At 64.5% G+C, this 18,470-nt stretch carries 19 protein-coding genes and 1 pseudogene; 9 read left to right on the forward strand and 11 right to left on the reverse strand.

The window, feature by feature from the left end:
- Positions 1-31: 31 nt before the first annotated feature.
- The 3 genes and pseudogenes from AC2FNS_RS06240 to AC2FNS_RS06250 all read right to left on the reverse strand — a co-directional run bounded on the left by AC2FNS_RS06240 (position 32) and on the right by AC2FNS_RS06250 (position 2,570).
- Entirely contained in the window at positions 32-1,405 is a 1,374-nt protein-coding gene (locus tag AC2FNS_RS06240) for an L-serine ammonia-lyase (protein ID WP_496713506.1), read from the reverse strand.
- Between the two features lie 74 nt (positions 1,406-1,479).
- A pseudogene (locus AC2FNS_RS06245) lies at positions 1,480-1,692 on the reverse strand (thioredoxin domain-containing protein); the annotation flags it as partial.
- A gap of 80 nt (positions 1,693-1,772) precedes the next feature.
- Positions 1,773-2,570, reverse strand: a complete 798-nt coding sequence (locus AC2FNS_RS06250) for a methyltransferase domain-containing protein (RefSeq protein WP_496713504.1) — start codon at positions 2,568-2,570, stop codon at positions 1,773-1,775.
- A gap of 125 nt (positions 2,571-2,695) precedes the next feature.
- Here AC2FNS_RS06250 and rpiA point away from each other — a divergent pair, with 125 nt between their 5' ends.
- The 6 genes from rpiA (at position 2,696) to AC2FNS_RS06280 (ending at position 8,876) form a co-directional block, all read left to right on the forward strand.
- Positions 2,696-3,481, forward strand: coding sequence for a ribose-5-phosphate isomerase RpiA (gene rpiA, locus AC2FNS_RS06255; RefSeq protein ID WP_496713502.1), 786 nt, complete (start codon positions 2,696-2,698; stop codon positions 3,479-3,481).
- Between the two features lie 109 nt (positions 3,482-3,590).
- Entirely contained in the window at positions 3,591-4,949 is a 1,359-nt protein-coding gene (gene gor, locus AC2FNS_RS06260) for a glutathione-disulfide reductase (protein WP_496688876.1), read from the forward strand.
- Between the two features lie 72 nt (positions 4,950-5,021).
- A complete protein-coding gene (gene hflK, locus AC2FNS_RS06265) occupies positions 5,022-6,170 on the forward strand; it encodes an FtsH protease activity modulator HflK (protein WP_496680296.1) in 1,149 nt (382 codons plus the stop codon).
- 3 nt (positions 6,171-6,173) lie between these two features.
- Entirely contained in the window at positions 6,174-7,061 is an 888-nt protein-coding gene (hflC, locus tag AC2FNS_RS06270) for a protease modulator HflC (protein ID WP_496680297.1), read from the forward strand.
- Entirely contained in the window at positions 7,061-7,255 is a 195-nt protein-coding gene (locus tag AC2FNS_RS06275; protein ID WP_496713500.1) for a DUF2065 domain-containing protein, read from the forward strand. Before hflC ends, AC2FNS_RS06275 begins: the two co-directional genes overlap by 1 nt.
- Before the next feature lie 172 nt (positions 7,256-7,427).
- Positions 7,428-8,876 carry a DegQ family serine endoprotease gene (locus tag AC2FNS_RS06280; protein WP_496713515.1) on the forward strand — a complete coding sequence of 483 codons (1,449 nt, stop codon included), beginning with the start codon at positions 7,428-7,430 and terminating at the stop codon, positions 8,874-8,876.
- A 234-nt stretch (positions 8,877-9,110) separates the two neighbouring features.
- On the opposite strand, the gene AC2FNS_RS06285 is transcribed toward AC2FNS_RS06280, so the two are convergent.
- The 5 genes from AC2FNS_RS06285 to AC2FNS_RS06305 form a co-directional block, all read right to left on the reverse strand.
- Entirely contained in the window at positions 9,111-9,779 is a 669-nt protein-coding gene (locus tag AC2FNS_RS06285; RefSeq protein WP_496713498.1) for a Crp/Fnr family transcriptional regulator, read from the reverse strand.
- Positions 9,780-9,902: 123 nt separating this feature from the next.
- A complete protein-coding gene (locus AC2FNS_RS06290) occupies positions 9,903-10,508 on the reverse strand; it encodes an inner membrane-spanning protein YciB (protein WP_496680303.1) in 606 nt (201 codons plus the stop codon).
- Positions 10,509-10,525: 17 nt separating this feature from the next.
- The gene (locus tag AC2FNS_RS06295; RefSeq protein WP_170366474.1) at positions 10,526-11,428 is read right to left on the reverse strand and encodes an EamA family transporter; all 903 of its coding nucleotides are present in this window, start codon (positions 11,426-11,428) and stop codon (positions 10,526-10,528) included.
- Positions 11,429-11,507: 79 nt separating this feature from the next.
- Positions 11,508-12,659 (reverse strand): signal recognition particle-docking protein FtsY, encoded by a 1,152-nt coding sequence (ftsY, locus tag AC2FNS_RS06300; protein WP_496712778.1) that lies wholly within the window; start codon positions 12,657-12,659, stop codon positions 11,508-11,510.
- Between the two features lie 57 nt (positions 12,660-12,716).
- Positions 12,717-13,352, reverse strand: a complete 636-nt coding sequence (locus AC2FNS_RS06305) for a lysoplasmalogenase (RefSeq protein ID WP_496742340.1) — start codon at positions 13,350-13,352, stop codon at positions 12,717-12,719.
- Positions 13,353-13,490: 138 nt separating this feature from the next.
- Between AC2FNS_RS06305 and AC2FNS_RS06310 the strand changes: the two genes are divergently transcribed.
- The gene (locus AC2FNS_RS06310) at positions 13,491-13,883 is read left to right on the forward strand and encodes a hypothetical protein (protein WP_496712782.1); all 393 of its coding nucleotides are present in this window, start codon (positions 13,491-13,493) and stop codon (positions 13,881-13,883) included.
- 12 nt (positions 13,884-13,895) lie between these two features.
- Here the strand turns inward: AC2FNS_RS06310 and xseA are convergent, their stop codons facing one another.
- Positions 13,896-15,389, reverse strand: a complete 1,494-nt coding sequence (xseA, locus tag AC2FNS_RS06315) for an exodeoxyribonuclease VII large subunit (protein ID WP_496712784.1) — start codon at positions 15,387-15,389, stop codon at positions 13,896-13,898.
- 74 nt (positions 15,390-15,463) lie between these two features.
- Between xseA and purD the strand changes: the two genes are divergently transcribed.
- Positions 15,464-16,726 (forward strand): phosphoribosylamine--glycine ligase, encoded by a 1,263-nt coding sequence (gene purD / locus AC2FNS_RS06320; protein ID WP_496712786.1) that lies wholly within the window; start codon positions 15,464-15,466, stop codon positions 16,724-16,726.
- A gap of 89 nt (positions 16,727-16,815) precedes the next feature.
- Here purD and AC2FNS_RS06325 read toward each other — a convergent pair whose 3' ends face one another.
- Positions 16,816-17,583, reverse strand: coding sequence for an FG-GAP repeat domain-containing protein (locus tag AC2FNS_RS06325; protein ID WP_496712788.1), 768 nt, complete (start codon positions 17,581-17,583; stop codon positions 16,816-16,818).
- Positions 17,584-17,594: 11 nt separating this feature from the next.
- Positions 17,595-17,918: a 2Fe-2S iron-sulfur cluster-binding protein gene (locus AC2FNS_RS06330; protein ID WP_149776058.1), complete on the reverse strand. Its 324-nt coding sequence runs from the start codon at positions 17,916-17,918 to the stop codon at positions 17,595-17,597.
- A gap of 126 nt (positions 17,919-18,044) precedes the next feature.
- On the opposite strand from AC2FNS_RS06330, the gene AC2FNS_RS06335 reads away from it, so the two are divergent.
- The gene (locus AC2FNS_RS06335; RefSeq protein ID WP_496712790.1) at positions 18,045-18,431 is read left to right on the forward strand and encodes an OB-fold nucleic acid binding domain-containing protein; all 387 of its coding nucleotides are present in this window, start codon (positions 18,045-18,047) and stop codon (positions 18,429-18,431) included.
- The last annotated feature ends 39 nt before the right edge of the window (positions 18,432-18,470 follow it).

Consider the following 18,470-nt stretch of genomic DNA (forward strand, 5'->3'; position numbering starts at 1 on the left):
AGCGGCGGGCCGGTGAAAGGCCTAATGCGTCTCAGCAGTTCGGCACGTTGACGGCCAGTCCGCCCAGCGAGGTTTCCTTGTATTTCTCGTGCATGTCATGGCCGGTCTGGCGCATGGTCTCGATCACCGCGTCCAGCGGCACGAAATGCTGCCCGTCCCCGCGCAGGGCCAGCGACGCCGCCGAAACCGCTTTGATCGCGCCCAGCCCGTTGCGCTCAATGCACGGAACCTGCACCAGCCCGGCGACCGGGTCGCAGGTCATGCCCAGATGATGCTCCAGCGCGATCTCGGCGGCATTTTCCACCTGTTCGGGCGTGCCGCCCATCACTGCGCAGAGGCCCGCCGCGGCCATCGCGGCCGCGCTGCCCACTTCGGCCTGACACCCGGCCTCGGCGCCCGAGATCGAGGCGTTGTACTTCACCAGCCCGCCAATGGCGGCGGCGGTCAACAGGAAATCCTCGATATGGCTTTCCGATGCGCCGGGAACGTGGTCGAGGTAATAGCGCAGCACCGCCGGCAGCACGCCTGCCGCGCCGTTGGTGGGGGCGGTGACGACCTGACCGCCAGCGGCGTTTTCCTCGTTCACCGCCATCGCATAGACGCTCATCCAGTCGTTGATCGTGTGCGGCGCATTCAGGTTCATGCCCCGTTCGGCCATCAGCGCATCGTGGATCGCCTTGGCGCGGCGCCGTACCTTAAGGCCGCCGGGCAGGATGCCGTCGGTGCTCAGTCCGCGCTCGATGCAGGCGTTCATCACCTCCCACAGGCGGGCGGTGCCCTTGGCGAAACTGTCGGCGCAGCCGCGCGCGATCTCGTTGGCGCGTTTCATTTCGGCGATGGACTTACCGCTTGCGCGGGCCATCTCCAGCATCTCGGCTGCGGTCTTGAACGGGTAGGGCACGGGGGGACCATCGTTGGTGTCCTTGCCTTCGGCCAGTTCCTCTTCGGTCAGGACAAAGCCGCCGCCGACCGAGTAATAGACCTGCCGCAGGATCACGTCGCCCTGCGCGTCGGTGGCCATCAGGATCATGCCGTTGGCGTGGTCCGGCAGCGCGTTGTCATAGTCAAAGATCAGGTCCGCCTTGGGGTCGAAGCGCAGCGTGGGCAGGCCCTCGGGCGAAACGCTGCGGGCGTCGGCGATGGCGGCCAGGGTCGCCTCGGCCTTGTCATGGTCATAGGTATCGGGGGTGAACCCGGCCAGGCCCAGGATCGTGGCCCGGTCGGTGGCGTGGCCGACACCGGTAAAGGCCAGCGATCCGTGCAGCGAGGCGCGCAGCCCCGCGAATTCGAACGGCGAGGCGCGCATCAGATCCAGGAACCGGGCGGCAGCCACCATGGGTCCCATCGTGTGGGACGAGGACGGGCCGATGCCCACTTTGAACATGTCGAAGACGGAAAGAAACATCAGGTGGCAGACCCTTCTGGAGGCTTTGCATAGGTGGGTGCGGTAAACGGTGCGGTGCCCAGCCCTTCGGCCGTGATCGCGGCGGTTCCAAAGATCGGGCACTGCGGGGTTCCCAGAACCCGTATCAGCCCGTTGGGATTGAGCGCGCGACAGGCGGCGCTGTCCTGCGCATTGTGGGCGCGGTCGACCAGTTCCGTGCGGTAGGGCAGGCCCATCTCTTCCAGCGCCAGCCGGATCACCAGCGCGGCGTTGTCGGGGGCGTAGTGCAGGGCATACCGTTCAGTCATGGAGCCAAAATATCCAGCCCGCCTGTTGCGCGAACATACGATTGCGACGTTTCCGATAGGAAACGAGTATTTCCGACACATCAAATCGTCAATGGCAAGGATCGGCTTTTGTGCGCCACCCAGACGAAATGGGTGATCGACATGAAAAACCGGCCCGCGTCGGCAAGGGCGTTTTGCTCGTCGGCCCAGGCCGTTGCCTCGGCCTCGAGGATTTCGCCAGACTGGATGGCAAAGTCCTGCATCAGCCGAATCATCATCAGGGCTAGTCCGTCGGGGCGCAGGGTGGTGTCGCAGAACGTCACCGGATTCACGTGGTCCGGTTGAAACCCGCAGCCCCGCAGGGCCGCGGGCAGCGCGGCCGGAACGCAGCGGTCGGCCAGGTGGGCGTCCCAGATTTCGCAGATGCGGCGCATGCGTTCAGGGTGGTCGCTGTGCCATGTCAAACTGTCCCAGTGCGTGTCGCCGATCACCAGACGCCCGCCCGGGCGCAGGACGCGGTTGAGTTCGCTCAGCGCAGGCGCCGGGTCGGCGAAATATTCGAACACCTGTACGGACACGGCCTTGTCGAAATGCTGGTTGGGGATCGGCATGTCAAAGGCCGAGCCCTCGACCAGGTCAACGTGATCAAACGCGCTGCATCGGCTGCGCGCGGCGGCCAGCATGTCCGGGCTGGTGTCGAGGCCGGTAACCTGCCCCTGTGGCCCCACCGCACGGGCCAGTTCGGCGGTCAGCAGGCCGGTACCGCAGCCAAGATCCAGGATCGCCTCACCCGGGGCGGGGGCGAGGGCGTCGAAATTGGCGCGACGGCGGCGCGATACATCCGCGCCCTGATAGGCCATGTCCAGCAGTTGCGCCGTGGATTTTCCGAATTTCAGCATGGTGCCCCCTTCGGACCATCGTAGCCGAAATTCTTGTGCAGACGAAGGAAACCGCGCCCTTCCCCCTCGCACCCGCAGCAGGGATTGCCTATAAGGGGTCGAATTTTGAACTTTGCGAGGTTGCAATGACCCAGAAACTGTCACCGATCGACACTGCCAAGCGCGTCGCCGCCTATCGGGCGGCTGAGATGGTCGAGGACGGAATGCGCGTGGGGCTGGGCACCGGGTCGACGGCGGCCTGGTTGGTGCGCCGACTGGGTGAGCGCGTGCAGAACGAGGGCCTGAAGATCAGGGGCGTTCCGACCTCGACCGCAACGGCGCAGCTGGCGCGCGAGGTGGGCATCGAGGTGGTATCGCTGGATCAGGCCGGGTGGCTGGACCTGACCATCGACGGGGCCGACGAATTCGACGGCGAGTTGAACCTGATCAAGGGCGGCGGCGCGGCCTTGCTGCAGGAAAAGATCGTGGCCACGGCCAGCGACCTGATGGTGGTGATCGCGGATGCCGGCAAAGAGGTCGAGACTCTGGGTGCCTTTCCCCTGCCAATCGAGGTGATTCCCTTTGGCTGGCAGACCACGCGGACGCTGGTCGAGGAACTGCTGGATTCGATGGATGTTCTGGGCACGTCGGCTACGTTGCGGATGAACGGCGAGGCCCCGACCGTCACCGACGAGGGCAACCACATCCTGGACCTGCACCTGCAGCGTATCGGCAACCCGCGGCAATTGGCGCTGGCCCTGAACCAGATCCCCGGCGTGGTGGAAAACGGGTTGTTCATCGACATCTGCGACAAGGTGGTGATCGGGTTCGGCGATGGCCGGGTCGAGCTGCGCGACATCAACGAAGGCACGATCCAGCTGGATCGTCTTGGCGAGGGCGACGACAACCTGTTCTCGGACCTGGCCGACTGACCGGGGCGTTCACGCGCCCGTGTGGTATCAATGCCCGGGGCTTGGCAGGTTGTGCTGCGCCCCCACATATCCAAGACACTTCGAGGCAGGCTGACAGAAGGAACGCGGCATGAGCTTTGACTATGATCTTTTCGTCATCGGCGGCGGCTCGGGCGGGGTCCGCGCGGCGCGGGTGGCGGCGGGTGAAACCGGCGCCAAGGTCGCGCTGGCCGAAGAGGACCGGTATGGCGGAACCTGCGTGATCCGGGGCTGTGTGCCCAAAAAACTGATGGTGTTCGCCAGCGAATATTCGGGCATGGTTGAAGACGCTCGCGCCTATGGCTGGGACATCCAGCCGGGCGCTTTCGACTGGCAGCAGTTCCGCAGCAAGCTGCATGCCGAGCTGGACCGGCTTGAGGGGATCTATCGCAATATCCTCAAGAACAACGGCGTCGAAACCTTTGACCAGCGCGCGAAACTGGTCGATCCGCACACGGTCGAACTGGCCGATGGCACCCGCAAGACCGCCAAGCACATCCTGATCGCAACCGGCGGCCGCCCCGTGGTGCCCGAGTTTCCGGGTTCGGAACTGGCGATTACCTCGAACGAGATTTTCCATCTGGATAAGCTGCCCGAGACCATGCTGATCGTCGGCGGCGGCTATATCGCCTGCGAGTTCGCCGGGATCATGAACGGCCTGGGCGTTAAGACCACGCAATTCTATCGCGGGGCGCAGATCCTGCGCGGGTTCGATGACGAGGCGCGCGGGCTGATCTGCGAAGAGATGTGCCAGAACGGTGTCGACGTGCATCTGGGCACCAATGTGCTCGAGATGAAAAAGCAGGGCGACAAGATTTGGGTCAAGGCGACCAACGGGTCGGAACTGCTGTTCGACGTGGTCATGTTCGCCACGGGCCGGGCGCCCAATGCCGACGATCTGGGGCTGGAAGGTCTGGGCGTCGAACGTGGCCGCAAGGGCGAGATCATCGTGGACGAATACAGCCAAACGGCGGTGCCCTCGATCTTTGCCATCGGTGACGTGACCGACCGGGTGAACCTGACGCCGGTCGCGATCCGCGAAGGGATGGCCTTTGTCGAGACCGTGTTCAAGGGCAACCCCACCCCGGTGGATCATGAACTGATCCCGACCGCAATCTTCACCCAGCCCGAGATGGGCACCGTGGGGCTGAGCGAGGAGGCCGCCGCCGAGCAGGAGCCGATCGAGGTCTATGCGACCTCGTTCAAACCGATGCAGAAGGCGTTCGCAGGCAGCACGCAACGGGTGTTGATGAAGCTGATCGTAAGTCAGGCCACCCGCAAGGTGCTGGGGTGTCACATCGTCGCCCCCGGCGCGGGCGAGATGATCCAGTTGGCTGGCATCGCGGTCAAGATGGGGGCGACAAAAGAAGATTTCGATCGCACGGTTGCGGTTCATCCAGTAATGGCCGAAGAACTGGTAACCATGCGGCAACCCGTGCGTACCGCTTGATTTGCAAGCGCGCGCACACAGGTTACAAGTGATCCCGTGAGCTCACGGGCCAAAACAAGGGAAATGAAACACATGGCGGGCAACAGCGGAGGCCCCTGGGGGGGCGGAGGCTCATCCGGTGGCGGAGGAAACCGGGGAAACAATGGCGGCGGGCGACGTCCGCCCGAAGGCGACGGGCCGCAGATCCCCGAAATCGATGAATTGATGAAAAAGGGCCAGGAGCAGCTGCGCGTGCTGATGGGCGGGCGCGGCGGCGGTGGTCGCGGCAGCAACGGGTCCGGCCAGGGAGGCGGTGGCGGCCCGGCGATCACCAAGGGCACGATCCTGCTGGGTGGGGTTGCCGCCCTGGTTCTGTGGGGCTTTGCCAGCGCCTATACGGTCAAGCCCGAAGAACAGTCGGTTGAACTGCTGTTCGGCCGCTTTTCCGGGATCGGCACCGAAGGTCTGAACTTTGCCCCGTGGCCCGTGGTCACGGCCGAAGTCATCCCGGTGAAGGTCGAACAGACCGAGACCATCGGCTCGGGCGGTCGCGGCACCGATGCGGGGCTGATGCTGACCGGCGACGAGAACATCGTCGACATCGATTTCCAGGTGGTCTGGAACATCTCGAACCCGGCGGACTTCCTGTTCAACCTCCGCGATCCGCGCGAAACCATCCGTGCGGTGTCTGAATCGGCCATGCGCGAGATCATCGCGCAGTCGGACTTGGCGCCGATCCTGAACCGCGACCGTGCGGTAATCGCCGAGCGGCTCGAGGAGCTGATCCAGTCAACGCTGGACAGCTACAATTCGGGCATCAACATCGTCCGTGTGAACTTTGACGGGGCCGACCCGCCAGAGCCGGTCAAGGACGCATTCCGCGAGGTCCAGTCGGCCGGACAGGAACGGGACCGGCTCGAGAAGCAAGCCGATGCCTATGCCAACCGGGTTCTGGCCGGTGCGCGCGGTGAAGCCGCGCAGGTGCTGGAAGAGGCCGAGGCCTATCGCGCCCAGGTCGTGAACGAAGCCCAGGGTGAGGCCAGCCGATTCAGCGCGGTTCTGGAAGAATATTCCAAGGCGCCGGACGTGACTCGCAAACGTCTGTACCTGGAACGGATGGAGCAGGTTCTTGGCGACGTGGACAAGATCATCCTGGACGAAAGCGCGACCGGACAGGGGCAGGGCGTCGTGCCCTATCTGCCGCTGAACGAACTGCGCCGCAATTCGGGCGAGGGGAACTAAGACATGCGTAAATCATCCTTTCTCCTGCCGGCCATTTTCGTGGTTCTGGTGATCGCCCTGTCGGCGATCTTCATCGTGGACGAGCGCGAAAAGGCGCTGGTTCTGCAATTCGGCCGGGTGGTCGACGTCAAGGAAGAGCCGGGCCTGGCCTTTAAGATTCCGATCATCCAGGAGGTCGTGCGCTATGACGACCGTATCCTCAGCCGCGAGGTCGGGCCGCTGGAAGTCACGCCGCTGGATGACCGCCGCTTGGTGGTCGACGCCTTCGCGCGCTATCGGATCGCCGATGTGCGCCAGTTCCGCGAGGCCGTGGGTGCCGGTGGCATCGACACTGCCGAGCAGCGTCTGGACTCGATCCTGCGCGCCAAAACCCGCGAGGTTCTGGGTTCGGTCAGCTCGAATGACATCCTCAGCTCGGACCGGGCGGCGCTGATGCTGCGCATCCGCAACGGCGCGATCGCCGAGGCCCGCGATCTGGGCCTCGAGGTGATCGACGTGCGCCTGAAACGCACCGACCTGCCGCAGGCCAACCTCGAGGCGACCTTCGCCCGGATGCGCGCCGAGCGGGAACGCGAGGCGGCCGACGAAGTGGCCCGTGGTGAGGAAGCCGCACAGCGGATCCGCGCTCAGGCCGATCGGACCGTGGTCGAACTGGTGTCAGAAGCACGCCGCGAGGCCGAGATCGTCCGCGGTGAGGCCGATGCGCAGCGCAACGCAATTTTTGCCGAAGCTTATGGCAAGGACCCGGAGTTCTTCGAGTTCTACCGGTCGTTGACGGCTTACGAGAACGCCTTGAAGGGCGGCAACAGCTCGTTGGTTCTCAGCCCGGATTCCGAGTTCTTCAACTATCTCGGATCGCCGACCGGGCGCCGTGGAACGGCGGCCGAGTGATGGGCATGGTCTTGCTGGCCTTCGGGCTGGTGTTGATTGTCGAGGGGCTGGCCTATGCGCTGGCCCCTTCGCTTGTGGTGCGAGTGCTCGAAGCGCTGCGCAGCCTGCCCGAACCGGCGCGGCGGCTGGTAGGGTTGCTGTGCGTGGTCAGCGGTTTCATTCTGCTCTGGGCCGCGTATCAGGCGGGGTTTTGACCCGCCGCGGTCACGCGCAGGTGAATTCCTGTGCTTACCGAGTTGCGGGGCGGTGCAAACTGACTACATTGTTTGCAAACAGGGCGCGCCAAGGCGGTCCTTATGGCGATTGTCGACAAGGAGAGACCAAGTGCAGGCATTAGCACGCAGTGTGGCCGTCCGCCGGGACGATATGGTAACGATGATGCGGTTGATGTGGCTGTCTTTTGCCACCGCGATCCTAGTGCTGGCCCAGACCGTGGCCGCGCAGGCCCGGCCCGAAAGCCTGGCGCCTCTGGTCGACAGGATCAGCCCCGCGGTGGTCAACATCACCACCACAACCCTGATCGAGGGGCAGGCCGGTCCGCGCGGCATCGTACCCGAAGGCTCTCCGTTCGAGGATTTCTTTCGCGAATTCCAGGACCGCAATGGCGGCGAGGAAAACCGTCCCCGCCGCAGCAACGCGCTGGGCTCGGGCTTCGTGATTTCCGAGGATGGATTTATCGTCACCAACAACCACGTCATCGCCGAGGCCGATGAAATCCTGATCGAATTCTTCCCGGGTGACGGACAGCCAAAGAAAGAGCTGCCGGCCAAGGTGATCGGCACCGACGAAAAAACCGATATCGCTGTGCTCAAGGTCGAGGCTTCGGGGCCGCTGAAGTACGTCACCTTCGGTGACAGCGATACGGCACGTGTCGGCGATTGGGTCATCGCGATGGGAAACCCGCTGGGGCAGGGATTTTCGGTCTCGGCCGGTATCGTGTCAGCGCGCAACCGTGAACTCAGCGGCAGCTATGACGACTACATCCAGACCGATGCGGCGATCAACCGAGGCAACTCGGGCGGGCCGCTGTTCAACATGGACGGTCAGGTGATCGGCGTGAACACCGCGATCCTGTCGCCCAATGGCGGCTCGATTGGCATCGGTTTTTCGATGGCATCGAACGTCGTGGTCAAGGTGGTCGACCAACTGCGCGAGTTCGGCGAAACCCGTCGCGGTTGGCTGGGTGTGCGCATCCAGGACGTGACCGAGGACATGGCCGAGGCGATGGGGCTGGACAAGCCCGGCGGGGCGCTGATCAGCGATGTGCCGGACGGCCCCGCGAAAGAGGCGGGCCTGCTACCGGGCGACGTGATCCTGAGCTTTGACGGGGTCGAAGTGCAGGATACGCGCGCATTGGTGCGCCAGGTCGGGGAAACCCCGGTCGGCAAGGCGGTGCGCGTCGTGGTGATGCGCGACGGGGCGACCAAGACCGTGGTGGTCACGCTGGGCCGCCGCGAAGACGCCGAGCGGGCCGAACAGGGCGTCGGCGAAGATTCTCAGGCGCCGGTCGAGGAGGACGCCACTGTTCTGGGCCTGACGATCGCACCGCTTACGGATGCGCTGCGCGAGGATCTGGGGCTGGATGCGGGTGGCGAGGGCCTTGTGGTCATGGATGTCGACGAGGCGTCCGAGGCCTTTGATAAGGGCCTGCGGGCCGGTGACATCATCACCGAGGCGGGCCAGCAGAAGGTCAGCACCATTGCCGAGTTCGAGGCCCGCATGGACGAGGCCCGCGAGGCCGGGCGCAAGTCGCTGTTGCTGCTGGTGCGGCGCGGCGGCGACCCACGGTTCGTGGCGCTGAGCCTCGAGGAGTAGGCGCTCCAAGAATGGACGGTATGGCCGGGGCTTCACGCTCCGGCCATTTTAATTTCGGTCCTGAACGCAAAAGAGCCACATGCCGGGGAGGCACATGGCTCTGGTGCAGGGAGAGGCCAGTGGACAGATATCGGGGATGATACGCTGGCCCCCTACGGTAACGTCTATCGGTGTAATGTATTGTCCGTGCCCTGTATGTGAAGCGGATCACATCGGCCGTGGTTTTCCGAAACCTCAGATCAGATCGGATTCCGCAAGCTGGCGCAGGGCATCGAAATCATGAATTTGTACCCCCCCGCGCGTTGCTTCGACCACTTTGCTGCGTTTCCAGGTGGCGATGGTCTTGGACACGGCCTCGCGTGTGGCACCGACGAATTCGGCCAGTTCGCTCTGCGACAGGGCAATTCGGGCGCTGGGTACCTCTTGCTGGTTTGCAAGGTGCAACAGCTTGCGCGCAAGGCGCACGGGCATGGGCAGGAAGACCTGCTCATTCAACTGTACCCCCATCCAGCGCATTCGCAGCCCGGCCAGCCGGATCATATCCACCGCAAGGTCCGGGTGTGCACGGATCTGGTTCATCACGTCATTGCGGCGCACGCGCAGCACCCGCGACGGCTCGGCCGCCGTGATGGTGGCGGTGCGGGGGCCGCTGTCGAACAGGGCAATCTCGCCAAACACCTCGCCCGGCCGCATCAGGCTGAGCGCCAGCTTGCGCCCGCTCATGGCCAGGAAGGAAACCTCGAGCATGCCTTCCATCAGTGCATAGAGCGCATCGCCCTCGTCGCCCTGTTCAAACAGAACCTCTCCCTGCGACAGGAATACGGGGGTTGCCAGGCTGGACAGCATGACGCGCAACCGTTCGGACGCTTCGGAAAGAAACCCGCTGTTGGGAAATGCTGTCATGGACGACACGAGGCCTCGGCCGAGAACTTGGTGGGTGGTGGTGTGTCAGCTTTCCACAGCTTGCGCGTCAAGCCAAGGATTTTGTGAGGTTTTCCACCGATGTTGGGCCCGCCGGTCGGTGTCTTAGTTCTGGTCCGGGTCGTCCATGTAGCTTTGCAGGATGCTGAATTGCAGCATCAGGAACCCCATCAAGGCGATCGGGAAGCCAAAGGTTTCGATCTTGACCCACAGATCGGTGGACAGTGTGCGCCAGACCAGTTCATTTGCCACCGCTAGAACGGCGAAACAGGCGCACAGGCGGCGGGTCAGGATCATCCAGCCCTCGTGGCGCATGGGCAGCATCTCGTCCAGCACATAGGCGAGGTAGGATTTCCCTTGCAGCAGACCGATGCCCAGCGTCAGCGAGAAGAATCCGTAGACCAACGTGGTTTTCATCTTGAAGAACCGCTCGTCGTTGAACCAGGCGGTCAGGCCGCCGAAAAAGATGACCATGATGGCGGTGAAGATCTGCATCCGGCTGAGTTTGCCGGTTAGGTACCACAGGATACCCATCGCCCCCAACATCAGCGGAACGAAGATGATGGTGGCCACGATGAAGCCGGAATACTCCGTGCCGCCGATCAGAAAGCTGTCGTCGCGCAGGCGCAGGTAGATGAAGAAGAAGGCCAGCGGTGGTCCCAGTTCCAGCACCTGTTTCAGAAACGGATTGATCTCTTTCTTGTCTGCCATGCCTGTCGTCCTGCTGTTCACCCGCCCATTTCAACTATTACCGCGCCCAATGCAATCAATGCCATCAGGATTATGCGCCGAGGCCCCACGGTCTCTTTCAGGGCCAGCCAGCCGATCAGCGCGGCAAAGACGGTCGAGGTTTCGCGCAGCACCGCGGCTTCGCCGACCTTGTCCAGCCGGGTGGCCAGCATGATTGCTCCGAAAGACATGGGGGCGATCAGCCCGCCTGCAAGCCCCCGCAGCATCAACGGCCCGATCGCCGGGCGGTGAATCATCGCCCGCCAGCGCAGGAAGGCGTAGATCGGCATTGTCGCCCCGTCGATCATGAAGAACCAGGCCAGAAAGGTGAACGGATCAGCCGTGGCGCGGATGCCGTAGGCGTCATAGGTGGTGTAGAGCGCCACGAAGAGGCCGGTTGCAACCGCAAGGGCCAATGCGATGCCCAAAGTCTCGCGGTTGGTTTCCAGAAAGCGGAAATTGTAGGCAGCCAATCCAAAGATACCGGTCAGCAGCACGGCAACGCCCAGCCATTGGGTGGGCGAGAAGGTTTCGTTGAACAGCAGATAGGCACCGATGACGGTGAACAGCGGGCCGGTGCCGCGCACCACCGGGTAGACCACGGTGTAGGACCCCTTGGTATAGGCCATCGCCTGCAGCGTCTTGTAGGCGACATGGATCAGCCACACCACGGCAAATATCGGCCACATGAAAGGTTCGGGCCAGGGCACGACGAAGAACGCAAAAGGCGCGGCCATCAGGCAATAGCAGGCGTCGATCGCCCCGCGCGACAGCCAGGGGTCATGCCGACCCTTCTGCAGCGCGCCGAAAACCGCGTGTAGGAAGGCCGCCATAAGGGCGAGGCCAAGGGCCAGCCTGTGTCCGGCCTCGGTGCCTTCGAGGGAGATCAGCCAGTCGCTCACGCTGCGGGTCTTTCGCTGGTGGAGAGGCTGGGGGTTTTCCACCCCCAGACCCCCGAGGATATTTGGGGCCAGATGAAGGTCAGTTGGGGGCGAGTCCGGTCAGGGCGGCGGCGAATTCCTCGGGGTCGAAGGGGGCCAGATCGTCGATCTGTTCGCCGACGCCGATGGCGTGGATCGGCAGGCCGAACTTGTCGGCCAGCGCTACCAACACGCCGCCCTTGGCGGTGCCGTCGAGCTTGGTCATCACCAGGCCCGAGACATCGGCCAGCTTGCGGAAGGTTTCCACCTGGCTGAGCGCGTTCTGGCCGGTGGTGGCGTCGAGCACCAGGAGCGTGTTGTGCGGGGCGGTTTCGTCGATCTTGCGGATGACGCGGACGATCTTGGCCAGTTCCTCCATCAGATCGGCGCGGTTCTGCAGGCGGCCGGCTGTGTCGATCATCAGCAGGTCGGCGCCGTCTGCCTGCGCCTTGGTCAGGGCGTCGAAGGCGAGCGAGGCGGGGTCGGAGCCTTCGGGCGCGGTCAGGACCGGTACACCGGCGCGATCGCCCCAGACCTGCAGCTGTTCCACGGCGGCGGCGCGGAAGGTGTCGCCGGCGGCGATGACCACCTTTTTGCCGGCGGCCTTGAACTGGCTGGCCAGCTTTCCGATCGTCGTGGTCTTGCCAGACCCGTTGACGCCCACCACCAGCACCACCTGCGGGCGCTTGGGGTAGATCGGCATCGGTTTGGCGACCGGCTCCATCACGCGGGCGATTTCCTGCGCCAGCAGTTGCTTGATTTCCTGCGTCGAGAGTTTCTTGCCATAGCGCCCCTCGGCCATGTTGGCGGTGACGCGCAGGGCGGTGTCGACGCCCATGTCCGAGGCGATCAGCAGTTCCTCGAGCTGTTCGAGCATGTCGTCGTCCAGCGTGCGGCGGACCACCGGCCCGGCATCGCCGCGACCGAAGAGACGCCCGATCAGGCCCTTGGACTGGGGCTGTTCCGGCAATTCCGGCGGAGGCGGGGCGGGCGTCGGATCGACCGGCTCGGGCGACGGTGTCTCGACCGGCTGCGGTGTGGGTGCGGGTTCGGGGATTTCCGGGACGGGTTGCGGCTCGGGCTCGGGCTGGGGGATCATCGGATCGGGGGCGGTGGTTTCTTCGCCGCCGTCCTCGACGATTGCCTCAAGCCCCTGTTCGAGGCGGGACGAGGATTTGAACAACCGGTCCTTGAGCTTGGTAAAAAACGCCATAGTGGTCTCCGCAGGTGTTCCCTTCACCTAATGCGGAATGGCGGCAGTTGCAAAGGGTCAGGTGAAGGCCAGGAAAAAGCCGAACTGTGCGCCCCAGTAGAGCGGCCAAACAAGATAGGGCGTCAGCCGCAGGGCCGGGTGGCCAGGCGGCAGCAGGAACCTTTCGGTTGCCAGGATCAGGTCCGAGGCGATGAAGGCCATCGCGGCTGGCAAAGCCCAGCGCAGCGCCCCGGCCTCGGGCAGGGTCAGAACAGTGATGCCCATGCCCAGAATGATCGGGATATAGGCAAGGACCGGTCCGCGCAGATCCCCGGCCCGAGTGGCTAGCAGCGTGGCCATCACGATTCCCAGAACGACCAGCGTCCAGGCGTATCCGGGTTTGTCCAAGATCAGCGCGGTGTCGCTTGCCGGATGGGTCAAGAACAGAGCGATGTAAACCAGATGCCCGGCGGCGAACGCCCCGATGCCGGCCATGAATGCGCCTTCTGTCTCGTGCGACAGAAGCGCGTCTCCAAAGGCGCAGAGAGAAAGCGCGAGGACCAGAAGCAGAGGGCCGGACTGCACTGCGGCCTCGACGGCCAGCAGGGCGACGCTGGCGGTTTTCAGCGCCGTGCGCAGCAGACTGGCCGGACGAGCCGTCAAGGCCAGGTAGGCCAGGGCACAGGCCAGCGCTGCGAGTACGAGAATGGTCATCTTTGGCCTCCGGTTTCCGCCTGCGCCGGAAAGTTTCGCCGCAAGCGGGGCAAATCCTCAACCCGTAACGTGGGGGCATGGCATGCGGCGGCCAAACGGGCGATGGCACAGGGCGGCGGCATCTGCCAAGATACCCCCATGTTCACGCGAGCGGCGATTCTGTTTTCCGTGCTGGCCCCATCGGTGGTGGCCCAGCCCTTGTCGGGCGCCGAATTCGATGCCTACACCCGGGGCAAGACCCTGTTTTACGGGTTCGACGGCGTTGCCTACGGGGTCGAGCGGTACCTGCCGGACCGGCGGGTGATCTGGTCCTTTCTGGATGGCGACTGCAAGCAGGGCGTCTGGTATGAACAGGACGGCCAGATCTGTTTTGTCTACGAAGATCGCCCGGACCCGCAATGCTGGGTCTTTAGGCAATCGGGGGGCGGGCTGGTCGCTCAGTTCGAAGGCGACCCCGAGGCAACCGAGTTGTATGAAGCGGGCGACATCGACGAAGAGATGATCTGTTATGGCCCGGATGTCGGGGTTTGATCGCTCGGGTTTCTAGAACAGCGACCCTTGATCCGGGGCAGGTGGCTTGGATGGTTTCTTCGCGGCTGAGGCCGTTCCGGACAGCGGTGCTGCCTTCAACTTTCCATCCGCGAACTCAATAGTCAGAGTGGCGTGCTTGCTGGCCATTGCCTTTGTGGTGACCACGCCGCTTTCGGCATGCACCACGGCATAGCCGCGTTGAAGTGTGGCCTTGTAGCTGAGAGTTTCCCTAAGTCGGTCGGTCGCATCCAGTTGTTGGCGAAGCCGGTCCATCCGCAGAGTCTGCGCGGCCGTCATGCGCTGGGCCAGCTGGTTGACCCGGTCGCGCTGCTGCTGGATTTCGCGCTGGATCGGGCGGATCGACAGGCGCGAGGACAGGTTGCGCAGCGTGTCCCGCCGCGCGGCCACGAGGCTGCGCAGCGTTGACGGGCGCAGGTGCCCCGACAGTTCCACCACTTGCAGGCGGCGGTTCTGCACGCCGCGTTGCAACGCTGGAGCCAGACGATCGGCAATCAGGTCCAGCCGTTGGCGCGGACCATCCAGCAGAGTTTCGGGGCGCGGCAGTGCGCGCGACAGATCGCGCAGGCGTTGGGCGCGGCGCTGCACGGCGTCGGTGGCCGCGCGGGATAGGCGGGCGCCCTGTTCGCCGGTCCAGGCCAGCAGTTCCATCCGCACGGGCACGGCCAGTTCGGCGGCGGCTGTGGGCGTGGGCGCGCGGCGGTCCGAGACATAGTCGATTAGCGTGGTGTCGGTTTCGTGCCCAACGGCCGAGATCAACGGGATCTCGGACGCGGCGGCGGCACGGGCCACGATTTCTTCGTTGAAACCCCACAGATCCTCGATCGAGCCGCCGCCACGGGCGACGATGATCAGGTCGGGCCGCGGCAGCGCGCCACCGGGCGTCAGGCGGTTGAAGCCCTGGATGGCGTTGGCGACCTCGGGCGCGCAGTTGGCGCCCTGCACGGCCACGGGCCAGATCAGCACCTTGCGCGGGAAACGGTCACGTAGGCGGTGCAGGATGTCGCGGATCACCGCGCCCGAGGGCGAGGTGACGACGCCGATGATCTGTGGCAGGAAGGGCAGGGGTTTCTTGCGCTCGGGCGCGAACAGCCCTTCGGATTCCAGCTGTTTCTTGCGCTTTTCCAGCAAGGCCATCAGCGCGCCCTGACCGGCCACGACGACCTCGTCGACGTTCATGTTGTATTTCGACTGCGCGCCGAATGCAGTGAGGCGGCCCGTGACCACGACCTCGAGCCCTTCCTCGGGGATCACCGCTAGGCCGGAGATCTGGCCTTTCCACGTGGTGCAGGCCAGCACGTTGCGGTCATCCTTGACGTCGTAATACAGGTGCCCCGAGCGCGCCTTGAATACGCGCCCGACCTCGCCGCGCACGCGGATTCGCCCGAAAGTGCCTTCGAGCGTGCGCTTTACCTCGCCGGAGATCTCCGAGACGGTGTATTCGGGGGTATTCTGGCCGGGAATCGGATCGTCAAGCAGGTCGGACATTTCAGCGCCTTGTTTCGATTGCCCGCGCAGCTTAGAACGCCGCGCAGGCAAGGCCAAGCAGATCGGAGACTTTCATGAACATCCTCATTCTCGGCAGCGGCGGGCGCGAACACAGTCTGGCCTGGGCGGTGATGCAGAACCCCAAATGCGACCGCCTGATCGTGGCGCCGGGCAATGCCGGGATCGCGCAGATCGCCGATTGTGCGGCACTAGATATCGAGAATGGCGGCGCGGTGGTCAGTTTCGCCGAGGAAAACGCCATCGATTTCGTGATTGTCGGCCCCGAGGCGCCCTTGGCCGCCGGGGTTGCCGACCGGCTGCGCGAGGCGGGCATTCTGGTGTTCGGCCCCTCGGCCGAGGCGGCGCGGCTGGAGGCCTCAAAAAGCTTTACCAAGGAAATCTGTGATGCGGCCGGTGCGCCCACCGCCGCCTATGCCCGGTTCACCGAGGCCGAGCCGGCCAAGGCCTATATCCGCCAGCAGGGCGCGCCGATCGTCGTCAAGGCCGATGGTCTGGCCGCGGGCAAGGGCGTGATTGTGGCGATGGACGAGGCGACTGCGCTGGAGGCTGTGGACGACATGTTCGGCGGCGCGTTCGGCGGGGCCGGGGCCGAGGTGGTGATCGAGGAGTTCATGGACGGCGAAGAGGCCTCGCTGTTCGTGCTGTGCGACGGCGCGAACATCCTGTCGGTCGGCACCGCGCAGGACCACAAGCGCGTGGGCGAGGGCGATACCGGCCTGAACACCGGCGGCATGGGAGCCTATTCTCCGGCACCGGTTCTGAGCCCCGAGGTCGAGGAGCGTGCGATGGAACAGATCGTGCGCCCGACGATGGCCGAGATGGCCCGGCGCGGCACGCCGTTTCAGGGCGTGCTGTATGCCGGTCTGATGATCAAGGACGGGCAACCGAGGCTGGTGGAGTACAACGTGCGCTTCGGCGACCCGGAATGTCAGGTTCTGATGATGCGTCTGGGGGCGCAGGCGCTGGACCTGATGCATGCGGCGGCCGAGGGACGGCTGGACGAGGCGCGGGTCAACTGGGCCGACGATCACGCCTTGACCGTGGTGATGGCCGCGCAGGGCTATCCTGGGGAATATGAAAAAGGCAGTGTGGTCAACGGGCTGGATGACTTGCCCGAGGACAGCAGCCATATGGTTTTTCATGCGGGTACCAAGGCGCAGGACGGACAGATTGTGGCCTCAGGGGGCCGGGTTTTGAACGTGACGGCGCGTGGAGCAACATTGCATGAGGCGCGTGACAACGCTTATGCGATGGTCGAGGCCATCGATTGGCCGGGCGGCTTCTATCGGCGCGATATCGGGTGGCGGGCGCTTTGACCGTTTGAGGGCCTGCAGGGAAAGGGGGCTTTGCCCCCTCGGCCTGCGGCCTCACCCCCAGGATATTTGAGGCCAGACGAAGCGTGCGGTCAGCAAGTGAGCGCGCGCGCGAGGGCTTTGTCGTCGGTCAGCGGGCCGAGGTCTCTGGTGCGCCAGCCGTCTTCGTGGTGGACGGCGATGATCCGTCGCCAGTCGGCGCTGGCGACGATCAGCTCGGGCCGTTCGTTGCAGGTGCGAAGGCCGCCCGAGATGAAATCCTCGCCGATCCGGTGGTTGGTCAGGCCGCGGAGCGCGGCGATTTCCGTCAGTTGGCCGTCGGCAAAGCGCCAGATGCGTAGGATTTTGGCCAAGTGGGGGCGATCGACATAGGCGATTTCGACATGTCCGTCGCCGTCGAGGTCAGCTGCGCTGACCGGGGCCAGCCAGCGGAAACGGGTGCCGATATGCGGTGTCGCCGCCATGCGGCCGTGCGGGCCGTAGATGGCAAGGCGCGCGCCGTGCTGCGCGTCACTCTCCACCGTAATGACTTCCGGAAGACCGTCGCCCGTGACGTCGACCACCCGGGGCGCGAGGTCTTCGAAGACGAGATGATCGGGCAGGGTGAAGGTGCGGTGCACGCCGTCCGAAAGCCTGAGTTCAAGCGTCCCCCATTCGATCCGGTCACCCAGAACGCCGTGTGGATAGCGGGTGGTCGGGTCGGTGTAGTGGGCGGTCGCTATGGTTTCGGCGGCCAAGGCAGGACCCGCCAGCCACAGGCATGCAGCCATCAGCGCGCCGCGCACGCGGCATGGCCAAAAGCGCACCGCCAGACGCGGCGCTTTGAAGCCGCAACGCATGCCGCCAGACGAGCGGGACATGCGCCGTCGCATCAGATCTGCTTTTCCGGCATCTGCACGATCAGCCCGTCCAGTTCGTCCGTCACCTTGATCTGGCAGGTCAGGCGCGAACGGGCCGGGTCGGGCTCGTAGGCGAAATCCAGCATGTCCTCTTCCATGTCGTCCTTGGCGGGCAGTTTCTCGACCCAGTCGGGGTGGACATAGACATGGCAGGTCGAGCAGGCGCAGGCCCCGCCGCAATCGGCTTCGATGCCGGGGATGTTGTTGTCGCGGGCGCCTTCCATCACGGTCAGGCCGTTGGCGACTTCGACGGTGTGCTCGGTGCCACCGTGCTCGATGTAGGTGATTTTTGCCATTGCTCGCGTCTTCCTCTTGCGATGTTTCGCATCTTCCTAATCAAGCCATCTAGGCGTTTCCACCCTCATTTGCGACTCGTCGTGGCGCGTCTGGACATTCGTAGCGTATGTTCTATTTTTGTTCCTATGATCGCAACCCCGGCATCCCCCACGGTTTCAGGCCAGGACTGGCCGCGCCCGCCCGCCTGCCTGCCCGCCAACCGGCTGCAGGAGCCGCCCGAGGGCGCGCGGGTGATGGTCGCGGGGCTGGTGATCCTGCGGCAGAGGCCGGGGACGGCCAAGGGGGTAATCTTTGTCACGCTCGAGGACGAGACCGGCATCGTGAACGTAATCGTCTGGCGCAAGATCTACGAACGGTTCCGCCGGGCGGTGATCTCGGGACGGCTCTTGCGCGTCACCGGACGGATGCAGCGGGCCCATTCGGTGACCCATGTGATCGCGGAAGAGATCGAGGACATCTCGGGGATGCTGGATCTGCTGGTGCGGGGGGATGGGCAGGCCGGCTTGCCCTGATGCCTGACCTGATGCAAACTTTCCCGCGGAGGAGTTTGT

This window comes from Ruegeria sp. BHSA191 (assembly GCF_059613325.1).

Coding starts and splice junctions, on each gene's coding strand:
- AC2FNS_RS06240 (WP_496713506.1), bottom strand. CDS start 1,405: ATGTTTCTTTCCGTCTTCGACATGTTCAAAGTGGGCATCGGCCCGTCC.
- AC2FNS_RS06250 (WP_496713504.1), bottom strand. CDS start 2,570: ATGCTGAAATTCGGAAAATCCACGGCGCAACTGCTGGACATGGCCTAT.
- rpiA (WP_496713502.1), top strand. CDS start 2,696: ATGACCCAGAAACTGTCACCGATCGACACTGCCAAGCGCGTCGCCGCC.
- gor (WP_496688876.1), top strand. CDS start 3,591: ATGAGCTTTGACTATGATCTTTTCGTCATCGGCGGCGGCTCGGGCGGG.
- hflK (WP_496680296.1), top strand. CDS start 5,022: ATGGCGGGCAACAGCGGAGGCCCCTGGGGGGGCGGAGGCTCATCCGGT.
- hflC (WP_496680297.1), top strand. CDS start 6,174: ATGCGTAAATCATCCTTTCTCCTGCCGGCCATTTTCGTGGTTCTGGTG.
- AC2FNS_RS06275 (WP_496713500.1), top strand. CDS start 7,061: ATGGGCATGGTCTTGCTGGCCTTCGGGCTGGTGTTGATTGTCGAGGGG.
- AC2FNS_RS06280 (WP_496713515.1), top strand. CDS start 7,428: ATGGTAACGATGATGCGGTTGATGTGGCTGTCTTTTGCCACCGCGATC.
- AC2FNS_RS06285 (WP_496713498.1), bottom strand. CDS start 9,779: ATGACAGCATTTCCCAACAGCGGGTTTCTTTCCGAAGCGTCCGAACGG.
- AC2FNS_RS06290 (WP_496680303.1), bottom strand. CDS start 10,508: ATGGCAGACAAGAAAGAGATCAATCCGTTTCTGAAACAGGTGCTGGAA.
- ftsY (WP_496712778.1), bottom strand. CDS start 12,659: ATGGCGTTTTTTACCAAGCTCAAGGACCGGTTGTTCAAATCCTCGTCC.
- AC2FNS_RS06305 (WP_496742340.1), bottom strand. CDS start 13,352: ATGACCATTCTCGTACTCGCAGCGCTGGCCTGTGCCCTGGCCTACCTG.
- AC2FNS_RS06310 (WP_496712782.1), top strand. CDS start 13,491: ATGTTCACGCGAGCGGCGATTCTGTTTTCCGTGCTGGCCCCATCGGTG.
- xseA (WP_496712784.1), bottom strand. CDS start 15,389: ATGTCCGACCTGCTTGACGATCCGATTCCCGGCCAGAATACCCCCGAA.
- purD (WP_496712786.1), top strand. CDS start 15,464: ATGAACATCCTCATTCTCGGCAGCGGCGGGCGCGAACACAGTCTGGCC.
- AC2FNS_RS06325 (WP_496712788.1), bottom strand. CDS start 17,583: ATGTCCCGCTCGTCTGGCGGCATGCGTTGCGGCTTCAAAGCGCCGCGT.
- AC2FNS_RS06330 (WP_149776058.1), bottom strand. CDS start 17,918: ATGGCAAAAATCACCTACATCGAGCACGGTGGCACCGAGCACACCGTC.
- AC2FNS_RS06335 (WP_496712790.1), top strand. CDS start 18,045: ATGATCGCAACCCCGGCATCCCCCACGGTTTCAGGCCAGGACTGGCCG.